The organism is Tannerella serpentiformis (assembly GCF_003033925.1).
Classification (GTDB): domain Bacteria; phylum Bacteroidota; class Bacteroidia; order Bacteroidales; family Tannerellaceae; genus Tannerella; species Tannerella serpentiformis.
This window is the reverse complement of sequence record NZ_CP028365.1, coordinates 2,700,874-2,714,823: the sequence shown is the minus strand read 5'-3', so window position 1 is coordinate 2,714,823 and position 13,950 is coordinate 2,700,874. Positions and strand designations below refer to the sequence as shown.

Genomic DNA, 13,950 nt, shown 5'->3' with positions numbered 1-13,950 from the left:
ACGTTGGCAGGCCGCCTGCCGGGACTATCGAAGACTCAGGTGACAGTGGCAGGCCGCCTGACAGGGCTACCAAAGACTCTGGTGATGGTGGCAGGCCGCCTGACAGGGCTACCAAAGACTCCGGTGACGTTGGCAGGCCGCCTGCCAGAGCTACCAAACACTCTGGCGATGGTGGCAGGCCGCCTGCCGGGGTATCGGATCCGGTTCTAAGGTTAGAAGCATGGAGGCGAAGGGGGCGATCTCTTCGCGTCAAGCTCATCGTAGAAGCCCCCGCACTTACGGGCCGGGCATTCTCCCCCACAAGCACAAACACAAAAGACTACGCGCAACGGGCACTCCTCCACTGAGAGAGGTTATGTCCGTTACGCGCAGTCTTTTTTCTGAGGGCTTCTCTAAGGCCTTACACCTTGAAGGCCGACTTGCACCAGGGGACGAGTCCGCAGGTGTCGCAATGAGGCTTGCGGGCCGTGCAGACGTAACGCCCGTGGAGGATGAGCCAATGGTGAGCCTTGGCGATGAGCCGTTCGGGGATGTGGCGGATAAGCTCTTTTTCGGTGGCCAGCGGCGTGCGACTGTTCGTGGTCAGGCCAATGCGATTGGCCACGCGGAAGACGTGCGTATCGACGGCCATGCGTGCTTGATGAAAGACGACGGAGGTGACCACGTTGGCCGTCTTGCGACCCACGCCGGGCAGCTTCATCAGCTCCTCGACGCTCTCCGGGATGCGCCCGCCGAAGTCGGTCGTCAGCATGCGGGCGGCGCCGACCAGGTGCTTCGCTTTGTTGTTCGGATAGGAGACGCTGCGGATGTACTCGAAGACGGCTTCAGGCGTGGCCTCGGCCATCACTTCGGCCGTCGGGTAGGCCTCGAAGAGCGCCGGCGTGACGAGGTTCACACGCTTGTCGGTGCATTGCGCGGAGAGGATTACGGCGACAAGCAACTGGAAGGGATCCTCGTAATGCAGCTCCGTTTCGGCCACCGGCATGTGCTCCTCAAACCAAGCGATGACGCCGCGGTAACGCTCCTTCTTGGTCATTCGGCCACGGCGAACTGGCGGAGGAAGCGCAGGTCGTTCTCGAAGAAGAGTCGGATGTCGTTGATGCGATACTTGAGCATGGCAATGCGCTCGATGCCCATACCGAGGGCGAAACCGGAGTGCGTGTGGCTGTCGATGCCGCAGCTCTCGAGCACGTTCGGGTCGACCATGCCGCAGCCGAGGATCTCGACCCAGCCCGTGTGCTTGCAGATGTTGCAGCCCTTGCCGCCGCAGATGTGGCAGGTGATGTCCATCTCGGCCGAGGGTTCGGTGAAGGGGAAGTAAGAGGGCCTGAGGCGGATCTCGGTGCCGGCGCCGAAGAGTTCGCGGGCGAAGAAGAGGAGCACCTGCTTGAGGTCGGCAAAGGAGACTTGGCGGTCGACGTAGAGCGCTTCGACCTGATGGAAGAAGCAGTGCGCGCGGGCCGATACGGCCTCGTTGCGATAGACGCGTCCGGGGCAGATGATGCGCACGGGCGGCTGCTGGCGCTCCATGACGCGCACCTGCACGGAGGAGGTGTGGGTGCGGAGCAAGACGTCGGGGTGGTGCTGGATGAAGAAGGTGTCCTGCATGTCGCGTGCGGGGTGATCCTCGGCGAAGTTGAGGGCGGAGAAGACGTGCCAGTCGTCCTCCACCTCGGGCCCTTCGGCGATGCTGAAACCGAGTCGGGCGAAGATGTCGCAGATCTCGCCGCGGACGATGGAAAGCGGGTGGCGGGTGCCGAGGGCGATGGGGTAAGCCGTGCGGGTGAGGTCGACCAGGTCGGTGCTATCGTTGGCGGCGTCGAAGCAGGCCTTCAGCTCGTTGATCTTGTTTTGGGCCGACTCCTTGAGCTCATTAAGGTACTTGCCGACCTCGCGTTTGCTCTCCGCGGCCACGTTGCGGAAGTCGCCCATCAGGGCGTTGATTTCGCCTTTCTTACTGAGGTATTTGATGCGTAACGCCTCGAGTTCTTCGGCGTTTTGGGCTTGGAGGTTTTCCACCTCAGCAAGCAGTGCTTTGATTCGTTCGATCATAATTCTGTTATGCGTAAAGGGCGGGGGGCACTATTTGGCCGTCATGCGGAATTGCTTCGGCGTCTTGCCCGTGGCCCGTTTGAAGTATTGGGTGAAGAAGGAGGGATTGGGGAAATTCAGTTCGGTGGAGATCTGTTGCACGGTCTGCGGCGAGGTCAGGAGCATGCGTTTGATGTGTCGGATAATGAAATCGTCGATCCACTCGGCGGCCGTCTTTTGCGATACACTCTTGACCAGATGAGCCAAATGTTTGGACGAGATATGGAGCTTTTTGGAGTAGAAATCCACACGCCGCTCGGACATGTAATTGTCGGAGACGAGGCGGATGAACTGGTGGAAGATGCGCTCCTTATACGTGTCTTCACGCCTCTTGACGCGCTGACTCTTTTGATAGATGGCGGCCACTTCGCAGCCGAGCACCATCATCAGTTGGCGGGTCACCTCGAGGCGATACGGGAAGAGCCTGCGGGAGTAGCTCAGGCGGATGTATTCAAAGCAGGTCATGAGGATGTCACGCTCGCGCGGGCGGATCGGCACGCAGGGCGTCTCGCGGATCAGGAGGTAAAGTTCCGACATGGATTTGACGGGCAGATTGCGCACCGAACCGATGTCGCCAGCCAGCACGAGGCAATCCATATCGGCGCTGCGATCGAAGGTCTGCACCAACATGCCCGGGAAGACGATGCACAGGTCGTCGGCCTTCACGGGGATGTCTCTGCCGTCCAATTTCAGCCGGAAGCTACCCCTACGGCATAGGGCGATGCAGCCCGATTTCATTAGGGCAGGCACCTGCTCGATGTTTAGCGTATTGCTTTCGTTTCCTTCAAAGTGGAAGAGTTTCAGCAGCATTTCCTGCTCCGAGGCCTCGGGATCGTCGACGAAGTATCGAATGTTCAAATTGTTTGTTTCCATATAAATAGAACGTTTTGCCTAATGCGTGCGCAAAAGTAGGACGATCCGCCGTATCTCAAAGAGGAAAAAGGGAATAGAATGCATGCCTCCGCCCGTATCCGGGGAACAAACGATGGCTGCGGAGGGGCTTGGGGTGTTCGTTTTAGAACGATTTGTGCGACGCGGCAGCCCGTCATCAGCCCCGGAAGTCCCGGCGACACTGTCGCCAGCACCACCACACCCCATGATAGTCCCGGCGACACTGTCGCCAGCATTACCACACCCCATGATAGCCCCGGCGACACTGTCGCCAGCACGACCACACCCCATGATAGCCCCGGCGACACTGTCGCCAGCACGACCACACCCCATGATAGCCCCGGCGACACTGTCGCCAGCGTTACCACACCCCATGATAGTCCCGGCGACACTGTCGCCAGCATTACCACACCCCATGATAGCCTCGGCGACACTGTCGCCAGCACCACCACACCCCATGATAGCTCCGGCAGAATGTCTGCCGACGTCACCACATCCCATGATAGCCCCGGCAGAATGTCTGCCGACGTCACCACACCCCATGATGGCCCCGGCAGAATGTCTGCCGACACCACCACACCCCATGATAGTCCCGGCAGAATGTCTGCCGACATCACCACACCCCATGATGGCCCCGGCAGAATGTCTGCCGACACCACCACACCCCATGATAGTCCCGGCAGAATGTCTGCCGACACCACCACACCCCATGATAGCCCCGGCAGAATGTCTGCCGCCTCCCCCACCCGTCTTTGCGCATTCTCCTACTTTCGCGCCGCTTTTTTCACCCCCTTACTCACGTCAAACCATTCATTCATGAAGCGAGCTATTGCCCTCACCTACTCCCTCGTCGTGGCTACGATGGCCACGGCCACGTGGATCGAACACTTCCGCGGAACCGAATTTGTCGCCCGTCACCTCTATGGCGCCTGGTGGTTCACGCTGCTCTGGGCCCTACTGGCGGCCCTGGGCGTGGCGTGGATCGTGAAGCGACGTGTCAGGCGGTGGAGCACGCTGCTGGTGCACGCCGCCTTCGTCGTCATCCTCCTCGGCGCCCTGCTGACGCACCTGACGGCCTCGCGCGGCATCGTCCACCTCCGACAGGGCACAACTGTCGACACCTACCTGGCCGAACAGCCCGACGGCTCCACCGAGGAGCGGCAGTTGCCCTTCCGCATCACCCTCGACAGCTTCCGCGTCCACTACCACGCCGGCACGACGGCCGAGCGCGACTATACGTCCCACTTCACCGTCAGCGACGGCCAGACCGTCCTCCGCGGCGAAACGGCGATGAACCGCATCTTCACCTTCCGCTCTGTCCGGCTCTATCAGAACGCTTACGACCCCGACATGGCCGGCAGTTACCTGGCCGTCAACACCGATCCCTACGGCATTCCCATCACTTACACCGGCTACGGGCTGCTCTTCGCCGCCCTCGTCGGACTGCTCATCGATCCGCGCGGCACCTTCCGCCGACTGCTCTCCGACGCCCGCCTGCGCCGCGGGGCCTTCCTCGTGCTCGTCCTCCTGTCCATCGGGCGTGAGGCGTCGGCCGACCCCCTGATCGTGCCCCGCGAGACGGCCGACCGCTTCGGGCGCCTGCACCTCCTTTATAGCGACCGCATCGCCCCGGTGCAGACCTTCGCCATCGACTTCACGAAGAAGCTCTACGGCCGCGCCTCGTATCGCGGACTGACGGCCGAGCAGGTGCTGATGGGGCGCCTCTTCGACCCGCGCGGATGGGACAAGGAGCCGATGATCCGCGTCAAAGACGCCGCCCTGCGCCGTCAGCTGCGCCTGCCGCGCTACGCGTCCGTCAACCATTTCTTCTCGCCCGACCGGGGCTATATCCTCGGGACTTACCTGATGGAATACGAGCAGGGGCAGCGCGACGCCTTCCACACGGCCTGCGTAGACATGGACGCCAAGATCCGCCTCATCATGTCCCTACGCGACGGATCGGCGCTGGCGCTCTTCCCCCATGCCGACGTCTACGGCGCCGTCCGCTGGCGTCACCCGGCCACGCCCCTCTCCCCCGGCGAGTTGCCCCGCATGGATGCGCTCTTCCTGCGCAGCTACCTCAGCCTGCTCCGCGAGCAGATCGTCAAAGCCGACTATGCCACCGCCAACACGCTGATCGAGAAGCTCGACAAATACCAACGCCTGCACGCCGGCGGCACCCTCCCCTCGCCCATGGCCGAGCGCGCCGAACGCCTCACGAACGCCTTCCCCTTCGCCACGGTGCTCTTCATCGTCAACCTCACCGTCGGCCTCTTGGCGCTGCTTTACACCATCCGCCGACTCGTCCGGCGGCACGACGCGCCGCGCACCGATCGCCTCGTCCGACGCGCCACGCTCGGCCTGCTCCTCCTTTCCTTCGCCGCGCTGACCCTCTGCGAGGTGCTCCGCTGGATCGTGGCCGGCCGTGCGCCCGTGGCCAACGGTTACGAGACGATGCTGCTCATCGCCTGGTTCACCCTCCTCTTCGCCTTCGTAGCCGGACGCCGCTTCCCCATCGCCCTCCCCTTCGGCGCGCTCATCTCCGGCTTCTTCCTTCTGGTCAGCCACCTGGCCCTGATGGATCCGCGCATCACGCCCCTCATGCCCGTCCTCGGTTCGCCGCTGCTCAGCCTGCACGTCTCCGTCATTATGATGGCTTATGCACTGCTCAGCCTCACGTTCGTCTGCGCCCTCACGGCCCTCCTTCTGGCCGCCATCGGCCGCCGCGATCCGGAGCGCACGGCCGAGCGCATGGACGCGCTGCGCCTCCTCTCGCTCCTCTTCCTCTACCCCGCGCTCGTCACGCTCGGCGTCGGCATCTTCGTCGGCGCCATCTGGGCCAACGTCTCGTGGGGCACGTATTGGAGCTGGGACCCGAAGGAGACGTGGGCCTTGATCACGTTCATGGTCTACGCCGTCGTCATCCACACCCACACTTGGCCCGCCTTCCGTCGCCCGATGGCCTATCACGTCTACCTCCTCCTCTCCTTCCTCACGCTGCTGATGACCTACTTCGGCGTCAACTACCTGCTCGGCGGCATGCATTCCTACGCATAAACGGGCTGCGACCGCCCAGCGAATTGGGTCGGGTGCGCGCAAAAAAAGCCGGGTACACGATGGGATCCGATCCCAATCATGTACCCGGCGTGCTGGGGGGGGCTGACCGATGTGTCCGCCCCCTAACGGCCGATTCAGAATTACTTGGCCTTGAGGTTCTCTCCGCCCTCCTTGACAATGCTGCGATAGTATTCCTCGTCATAGCCGGGCCACTCCGGAGCAGCAGGCAGGCCGTACGGGTTACGCTTGAAGTGGCCATTCTCCTCCTTCTTCACATTGCCGTCGATATACTTCACCAGGAGGTACTCGCCCAGCTCCTTCCAGCGTGCAGTAGCGGACTCCGCCGTGGTGGTGCTAAACCAAGTCAGAAAGCGACGCGCCTCCTCGGGGCTCTTTTCGTAGAGCGTCTGAGCCGCCTTGTCGATGGCCGGGATACGATCGCGATAGCCATCCTCCAGCTCCGACTGCACCTTGCGGATGTCCTTAATCATGAAGCTGTACTTGTGGTAGGCCATGTTGGCCACCCAGTTGTAGATCCAGAAGGCCGATGTCCACGAGAAGGTCAGCAGGTCGCCGTTGCCCTCGCGATAGCACTCCGGCACAGCCAGCGTGGAGGAGTAAACGGGCGTGAAGACGGCCGTGTTGGCATCGTCGACACCGAACCAGAGGATGCCGCCGATCTCGTCCGGCAACCAGTTGCGCATCTGCGGCACGATCACGAAGCCCGTCTGCTGCGTAGCGATGGCGCGTTCGTGGAGGTACTTCTGCCCGTCGACGGTGAAGTTCATCGGGCGCCAGCGATAAGGCACCTTGTACGCACCCGATCCGGGCTCCTCGACCATGTCCATGCTTGTGCCCTCGTAGTGGTCACGCATAGCGTTCTGCACATCTTGTACAGAGATCTTACGCGTGGGGCGCACGTAGAGCGGCATCGGCTCCTTCGAGGCGTCACCACGGACGAACTGTTCGTACTTGCTCATGTCCGTGAACTTGCGGAAGAAGGCCCACACGCGAGCCTCGCAGGCACGCAGGCCATCAAATTCGTAGGGGCAATAGGCATTGACGAAGCTGAAATCCTTGTCGGCGCCCTTGAAATAGCCCTTCTCGCGAGCAAAGGAGACGATGTCCGGCGAGTACATGCAGTTCTCCTTGTCGCCGAACGGGATGTGGTGGATACGCGCCTGATTGGCGTGGGCCGCGATGCAGTCGTCCGGGATGCGGATAGCTACCCATACGGCGCCCTTACGGCCGGGTCCCTTGCCGATCATTTCCATGATCCATGCCTCGTTCTTGTCGGCGATGGTGAACGATTCGCCGCTGCTGTAATAGCCGTGCGCAGCCACAAGGTCGGTCATCACCTTGATCGCTTCGCGGGCTGAGCGCGAGCGCTGGAGGGCGATGTAGATCAGGCTGCCGTAATCCATGATGCCGGTCGAGTCCACCAGCTCGTGGCGCCCGCCGAAGGTGCTCTCGGTGATGGCCACCTGGTGCTCATTCATGTTGCCCACGACGGAGTACGTCCGTTCCACCTGCGGGATGCGCCCGAGCGGTTTGCCCGTGTCCCACTCCACCACGTCGAGCATGGCGCCCTTTGGGTGAGTCGCTGCCGGCCAACGATACATCACGCCGTACAGCGTGTGCGAGTCGGCCGCATAACTGATAATCACTGATCCGTCAACGGATGCTTTCTTGCCCACTATCAAGTCGGTGCAAGCCTCGGCCTTCGTCCCGCCCATAGCCAGGAACAATGCGGCCGCTAATGCGATAGCATACTTCTTCATACGATACTGTTTGATGTTTCTCTATTGTGTAAATAAATCTTGTGGCCAAAGGTAGATGAATTGTCAAGGGGAGGCTCAACCGACTGCGTCTTACCGTCAATTGCCCACTGCGCCCCCTATTTTTGTCATCCGATTATTCACTCTATTAAACAACAGGCACAATGGAAACACGAATTCATCATGCACACCCCATGCGGCGTGGGATCATCCCCGCGCTCATCCTTTTTGTTTCACTCCTTCCGCTGCTCGCCGCCGCGCAACTCCACGACGTCCGGCTGCGGGTGCTGGAGCCAGACGGTACGCCGGCGGCCAACCTGATGTGCGCGCTTAAAGCGCCCGGAGCCGCCGATGCCGCCGCGTTTGCCTTCACCGACAGCACGGGCGTGACCGTCCTGCGCGTCGCGGCGACGGGGCACTACGGACTGTCGGTCTTGTCGTTTGGCAAAGTCCTTCACGAGCAAGAAGTGGACATCGCGGGCGCCGTCGATCTGGGCGACATCACCCTCCGCACGGCCACACAGCAGCTGGACGAGGTGATGGTGACGGCCGAGCGGCGCGCCGTGAGCAACCGCGAGGGACGGCTCATCTTTGACGTCTCCTCGTTACCCCTCAAAGCCGACTATACGGCTGTCGATGCCCTCGTGCGCACGCCGCTCGTCAACTTCTCGTCCGACGGTGTCACCATCGCCGGACTCGGCGCCGAGATCCGCATCAATGGCATCCGTCAGCAACGCGCCGGCGGACTCTACGCCTACCTCAGCGCCATCCCCATCGATCGTGTGGAGCGCATCGAGGTGCACGCCGGTCGTAGCGCCGACCTCGACGCCTCGAATAGCGGCGGCTACGTGGATATCATCCTCCGTTCGCTTTACGGCGTCTCCGGCTTCCTTCACGGCGGCCTCTCCTACTACGGCATGAGCTACGACGCCCGCCGTCGCGCCCTGTTCACCGGGTCGGGTGGCGCAGGCATCACGTACGGCAAAGAGCGGTGGAGCGCCTACGCCGACGTCAGCTTCGGTGCCGGACGCAGCACGGGTGTCAAAAGTCGGCGCGAGACGACCTTCCTCTCCAGCGGCGAGGAGCGCACAGGTACGAACACGACTTACGGCGACCGTCGCCGCGGCCTGAACATGAACGTGGGTCTGAACGTCCACCCGAGCGAGCTACACACCTTCGGCCTCGAAGCTTCCCTCGCGTACATGTTTCCACCCACGAATTATGCCGAGGGCGCGCAGCAGATCCAGCGAGGCAGTCGGCGCGAGCAGTACACTCGAACGACGGAAACGGACCGCACCACCTTTGCCGGTAATCTCTTAGCCAACTATCGTTACGCTTCGAAAGACGGTCGCCACAAGGTGAATTGGTTAGCGAACTACATCCACGATCACAAAGACGAAGAGGTGCGTTGGGATGTGCTGTACACCCTGCCCGACACGCTGCAGCGCCGCGAGGTCAACACTGACCGCAGTCGCTCGGAGATGTTTTACACGCAGCTCGCCTACATCCATCGCCTCAGCAAAGAGATCGAACTGATGGCCGGCGGCAAGTATGCGCGCACCGCCATGCAAAACGATAACGGATACGCCGAGGGCGATCGCCTGGCCAGAGAGAACCGCTTCCGCTACGTGGAGCAGATCCCCGCCGCCTTCGCCGAGGGCAGCTACTCGCACGGCCCGCTCTACCTCTCCGCTGGTCTGCGCATGGAGCAGACTGATCTCCGCTCGCACAGCGGCGACGTCCGCCAGACCTACACTGGCCTCTACCCCTCTGTCCGAGCGTCGTACAACTTCCCCAGCGGACTGTCGGTCAACCTCAGCTATTCGCGCACGCTCTTCCGCCCGCCGTTCCAGCTGCTCAACCACCATGTCTTCAAGCTGTCCGAACGTGAGTACTACGTCGGCAACCCGCTGCTAAAGGCCGAAGTGAACGACAACATCCGCCTCCGACTGACCTCCGGACCACATACACTCTACCTGCGTTGGGGCTACTCGCCGAACCCGATCACGAACATGTTTTACAGCAGCGGCGACACGCTCTATGGCACCAACCTCAATGCCGCGCGCAAGTATGAATACGCCGCCTCGTACAGCTTCAACAGCCACCTCCGCCCGTGGTGGCACATCGCGGCCGAAGTGGAGTTGCAACACATCCACCTGCCCGAAAGCCAATACAAGCAGCGCATCACACAGCTGTACGCCTCCATGCGCCACACGTGGACGATCGCCCGCACGGTAAGCGTAGACCTGAACGCGAATTATGGTTCGCCGTGGATCATGAACGACAAGTGGGTGGCGGATCGCTTCAAAGTGGATTTAAGCGCGCGTTACACCTTCCCGAAGAGCGGTATCACCCTCTCGCTGACGGGCCGCAACCTCTTGGCCCGCCGCCGGACAGAGAGCATCATCCACAACGCCATGCTCCACAACCGCAACTGGAGCGAAACGGCACCGCTCTCCATCCTCGCCAACCTAACGTGGCGCTTCTCTGCCGGACGCAAGAAGGTGAGCCAAGAGCGCATTCAGGATAACAACATGGATCGGTATCGGTTGTAATCGACCTTCGGTGGCGGGACGACATCGAAAACACATATAGAAAACGTGTGTTCGACGAAAGCATAAAGCCGGCAGAGTGTTTCTACGGAAGCTACGCGAGGGTCAAAACGTTTTTGGAAATGCCCTGCGGAACTTCCGCAAATGCCGAAAAGCATTTTTTGTCGCTTGCGGAACTTCCGCAAACGCCAAAAAGTTTCTCGAGAGACTTGCGAGACTCCCGCAAACACCAAAAAGTTTCTCGAGAGACTTGCGGAACTCCCGCAAACGCCAAAAAGTTTCTCGAGAGACTTGCGGGACTCCCGCAAACACCAAAAAGTTTCTCGAGAGACTTGCGGAACTCCCGCAAACACCAAAAAGTTTCTCGAGAGACTTGCGGGACTCCCGCAAACACCAAAAAGTTTTTCGAGGCACTTGCGGGGTTCCCGGCATTCGCCGAGACGTTTGCGCAGGCCGCGCAAGTATCCCGGCATTTGCCGAGACGTTTGCGCAGGTTGCGCGAGGCTCCCGGCATTTACCGAGACGTTTGCGCAGGCTGCGCAAGTTCCACGGCATTTACCGAGACGTTTGCGCAGGCCGCGCGAGGCTCCCGGCATTTGCCGAGACGTTTGCGCAGGCTGCGCGAGGTTCCCGGCATTTGCCGAGACGTTTGCGCAGGCTGCGCGAGGCTCCCGGCATTCGCCGAGACGTTTGCGGGGCTCCCGCAAACGCCAAAAAGTTTTTCGGGACACTTGCAGCGTTCCTGCAAACACCAAAAAGTTTTTCGCGGCTCTTGCAGCATTCCTGCAAGTCTATTAGTATGGAGGAAGCCTAAGGAAGGCAGTGGGAAAAACGATCGGGTTTTGGGTGATAAGTGCATCGGTTCTAACGGATTTGCATCGGCAAAGAAAAGGCAAAGCGTTGGGATCGATGAAGACGGAGCGTAACCAAATCGTTACCTATGATTCGAGAGGTAACGAAAACGCAAAATACGGCGGTAAACATCTTTTGGTGAAACGTGCGTATTGCGCTTATTTGTAGCGTTTTGTATAACTCTGAACACTTCGCTGACAGGTAACTTTGCACACCCTAAAAACCCGAAGTAATGAAGAGAGAAACGATGAAGGTTTTGCTCTACCTAAAAAAGAGCAGTATTGACAAATCGGGACGGGCACCAATCATGGGGCGCATCACGTATGCCGGGACAATGGCTCAATTCGGTAGCAAATTTTCTTGCCCGCCCGACCTCTGGAATCCCCGCGAGAGCCGCCTTAGAGGCAAGAGCCGGGAGGCCGTCGTCACCAATGAGAAGTTAGACGATCTGATGCTGGCCATTAGTCAGGCTTACCGGACACTGGCCGATCGGGGTGTGGCCTTCACGGCCGCCGACATCAAGGAACGATTGCAAGGCAATGCCCACAGTCGGACGACCTTCCTCGAACGCTACGACTGGCTGTTGGAGGAAGTAGATGCACGCGTCGGCGTCGATCTGACGAGGCATTCGGCGCTGAAATACCATCAAGCGAGAAAGCACTTCACCCGCTTTATACGGAGCCGTTTCGGCCGGGAAGACATGACTTTCAGTGAGATGACGGAGGACTTCTTCCCGCAGTTCGAGCGCTATATCAAAGGGGAGTTGGGGCTCTCTGACAACTCCTTTCTTCGGCTGTCTTGCATGCTGAAGAAGGTGTGCCGGCTGGCTTACCGGGAGGGTCTCTCCGACCGACCGCTCTTCGAAGGAATTCGCATCACGCGTGAGAAACGAAGTGCACCGCGGTCGCTCGACCGGACGGCCTTCGACCGACTGCTGGCACTCACCTTTCCACCCCATCAAAAGGACTTGGCGATTGCCCGCGATCTGTTCGCGTTTACCTGCTACACCGGGGCGGCCTATTGCGACATGGTGCGGCTTACGCGCTCACACCTCTTCCGAGACGATCGCGACGACCTGTGGCTGAAGTTCAAGCGGCAAAAGACGGGGGCGCTCTGTCGGGTGAAGCTCCTGCCCGAGGCCGTGGCGCTCATCGAGCGTTACCGCTCCGACGAGCGAGAGACGCTTTTCTCGCCGATCCCTTACTACACTTACCTCATCCGACTGAAGGCCGTCGGACTGAAAGCAGGCCTCGCATTCCCGCTGACGGCACACATCGGGCGACACACGTTCGCCACGCTGATTACGCTTGAAAACGGTGCACCCATTGAAACCGTGAGCCGCATGTTGGGCCACGGTAGCCTCAAAATGACCGAGCGATACGCCCGAGTCACGTCGCGCAAACTCTTCGAGGAGTTCGATCGTTTCCTCGCCTTCACCCAAGATCTTCGTCTGACTCTTTAACCCCGGAATCTCATGCGCAGCACATTTAGAATCCTGTTTTACATCAATCGAAACAAGACGAAAAAGAACGGAAAGGCGGCCGTGCTCTGTCGAATCACCGTGGACGGCCGTTCGGCGGTTATCGCTACGGGCGAGGAATGCGCGCCCGAGGCGTGGCAGACGAAGTCAGGTGAGACGGGCGACCGGAAGATCAATCTTCGCTTGCAGGCCCTTCGCGAACGAATCGAAGCGAGCTACACGACGCTCCTTCGGCGGGAGGGTGTAGTTAGTGTCGAACGACTGAAACTCCGATTGCAGGGGGTGAACGAGACTCCGACGATGCTTTTGGAAACGAGCACAGAGGAACTGCGGACCGTGGAAGCCTGCGTGGGCCGCTCAAGGAGTCCCGGCACTTATCAAAATAACCGCCGTTCTGACAGTGGACTGCGGGACTTTGTTCGCAGCCGTGGCGAATTGGACATTCCGATCCCGACACTCGCGCCGGACTTCTTCGATACGTATCGTTTATTTCTGAAGCGAAGGGGCTACGCTGTGTCCACGACAAACCGGCACCTCCATTGGCTCGGCCGATTGATGCGCCGCGCGATTGCCCGCGGCGTGATCCGTTTCAACCCTTTCGAGGGAGTGCGATACGAGACGGAGAAGTATCGCCCACGCTTTCTGCAAAAGCATGAAGTGGAGCGTCTCCTGGCCTTTTCCGTCCGAGACGAAGCCACGGAGCTGAGTCGCCACATGTTCCTCTTTTCGGTCTTCACAGGGCTGGCTTACGCCGACTTGCGGACGCTCCGAAGGTCACAGATCGAGACGGACGGCACGGGTCGGCGATACATCCGAAAGGCGCGGCAGAAGACCCACGAGGAGAGCCTCATCCCTCTTCACCCGATCGCCGAACAGCTCCTTTCGCTTTACCTGAAAGATGATAAGACGGAAGACCGCAGGATCTTCCCTGACGCGAGTTACTTCCTATTAACCCATCGCCTCAAGGCTATTGGTAAGGCATGCGGCCTCCACGAACCGCTAACATTTCACGTCGGGCGTCACTCGTTCGGCACGCTCACCCTCGAAGCAGGGATCTCTATGGAGAGCATCGCCCGCATGATGGGCCACGCCTCCGTCACCACCACGGAACTCTACGCCCGCATCACCGATCAGAAGATTTCGGAGGATGTGGATCGGCTCATTGCCCGAAGAAGGAAGGCGGGGGAAGGCGGTGCCGCGCCGGGTAACCGGATGGGAAAAAGCCCGGAACAGGGCGCATAGGTTTGCA

9 protein-coding genes are annotated in these 13,950 nt (G+C 60.4%); 4 read left to right on the top strand and 5 right to left on the bottom strand.

What is annotated here, in order from left to right; translation table 11 throughout:
* Nucleotides 1-400: 400 nt before the first annotated feature.
* The 4 genes from nth to C7123_RS11475 are packed head-to-tail and all read right to left on the bottom strand — an operon-like array spanning nucleotide 401 to nucleotide 3,728.
* On the bottom strand, nucleotides 401-1,036 hold the full coding sequence (nth, locus tag C7123_RS11490) for an endonuclease III (protein WP_037982398.1): 636 nt from the start codon (nucleotides 1,034-1,036) through the stop codon (nucleotides 401-403).
* A complete protein-coding gene (pheS, locus tag C7123_RS11485) occupies nucleotides 1,033-2,052 on the bottom strand; it encodes a phenylalanine--tRNA ligase subunit alpha (RefSeq protein WP_069175130.1) in 1,020 nt (339 codons plus the stop codon). The genes nth and pheS overlap by 4 nt, the downstream gene beginning before the upstream one ends.
* Nucleotides 2,053-2,082: 30 nt before the next feature.
* Nucleotides 2,083-2,964, bottom strand: coding sequence for a helix-turn-helix domain-containing protein (locus tag C7123_RS11480; RefSeq protein WP_069175129.1), 882 nt, complete (start codon nucleotides 2,962-2,964; stop codon nucleotides 2,083-2,085).
* Entirely contained in the window at nucleotides 2,946-3,728 is a 783-nt protein-coding gene (locus tag C7123_RS11475; RefSeq protein ID WP_159049920.1) for a hypothetical protein, read from the bottom strand. Before C7123_RS11475 ends, C7123_RS11480 begins: the two co-directional genes overlap by 19 nt.
* 70 nt (nucleotides 3,729-3,798) lie before the next feature.
* Between C7123_RS11475 and ccsA the strand changes: the two genes are divergently transcribed.
* Nucleotides 3,799-6,039: a cytochrome c biogenesis protein CcsA gene (gene ccsA, locus C7123_RS11470; protein WP_069175127.1), complete on the top strand. Its 2,241-nt coding sequence runs from the start codon at nucleotides 3,799-3,801 to the stop codon at nucleotides 6,037-6,039.
* Nucleotides 6,040-6,179: 140 nt separating this feature from the next.
* On the opposite strand, the gene C7123_RS11465 is transcribed toward ccsA, so the two are convergent.
* The gene (locus C7123_RS11465) at nucleotides 6,180-7,820 is read right to left on the bottom strand and encodes a dipeptidase (protein WP_069175126.1); all 1,641 of its coding nucleotides are present in this window, start codon (nucleotides 7,818-7,820) and stop codon (nucleotides 6,180-6,182) included.
* Nucleotides 7,821-7,981: 161 nt separating this feature from the next.
* Here C7123_RS11465 and C7123_RS11460 point away from each other — a divergent pair, with 161 nt between their 5' ends.
* The 3 genes from C7123_RS11460 to C7123_RS11450 all read left to right on the top strand — a co-directional run bounded on the left by C7123_RS11460 (nucleotide 7,982) and on the right by C7123_RS11450 (nucleotide 13,943).
* Nucleotides 7,982-10,372 carry an outer membrane beta-barrel family protein gene (locus C7123_RS11460; RefSeq protein WP_107490663.1) on the top strand — a complete coding sequence of 797 codons (2,391 nt, stop codon included), beginning with the start codon at nucleotides 7,982-7,984 and terminating at the stop codon, nucleotides 10,370-10,372.
* A gap of 1,081 nt (nucleotides 10,373-11,453) precedes the next feature.
* Entirely contained in the window at nucleotides 11,454-12,683 is a 1,230-nt protein-coding gene (locus tag C7123_RS11455; protein WP_069175124.1) for a site-specific integrase, read from the top strand.
* A gap of 12 nt (nucleotides 12,684-12,695) precedes the next feature.
* On the top strand, nucleotides 12,696-13,943 hold the full coding sequence (locus tag C7123_RS11450) for a site-specific integrase (RefSeq protein WP_069175123.1): 1,248 nt from the start codon (nucleotides 12,696-12,698) through the stop codon (nucleotides 13,941-13,943).
* The last annotated feature ends 7 nt before the right edge of the window (nucleotides 13,944-13,950 follow it).

Coding starts and splice junctions, on each gene's coding strand:
- C7123_RS11480 (WP_069175129.1), bottom strand. CDS start 2,964: ATGGAAACAAACAATTTGAACATTCGATACTTCGTCGACGATCCCGAG.
- C7123_RS11455 (WP_069175124.1), top strand. CDS start 11,454: ATGAAGAGAGAAACGATGAAGGTTTTGCTCTACCTAAAAAAGAGCAGT.
- C7123_RS11450 (WP_069175123.1), top strand. CDS start 12,696: ATGCGCAGCACATTTAGAATCCTGTTTTACATCAATCGAAACAAGACG.
- ccsA (WP_069175127.1), top strand. CDS start 3,799: ATGAAGCGAGCTATTGCCCTCACCTACTCCCTCGTCGTGGCTACGATG.
- pheS (WP_069175130.1), bottom strand. CDS start 2,052: ATGATCGAACGAATCAAAGCACTGCTTGCTGAGGTGGAAAACCTCCAA.
- C7123_RS11460 (WP_107490663.1), top strand. CDS start 7,982: ATGGAAACACGAATTCATCATGCACACCCCATGCGGCGTGGGATCATC.
- nth (WP_037982398.1), bottom strand. CDS start 1,036: ATGACCAAGAAGGAGCGTTACCGCGGCGTCATCGCTTGGTTTGAGGAG.
- C7123_RS11465 (WP_069175126.1), bottom strand. CDS start 7,820: ATGAAGAAGTATGCTATCGCATTAGCGGCCGCATTGTTCCTGGCTATG.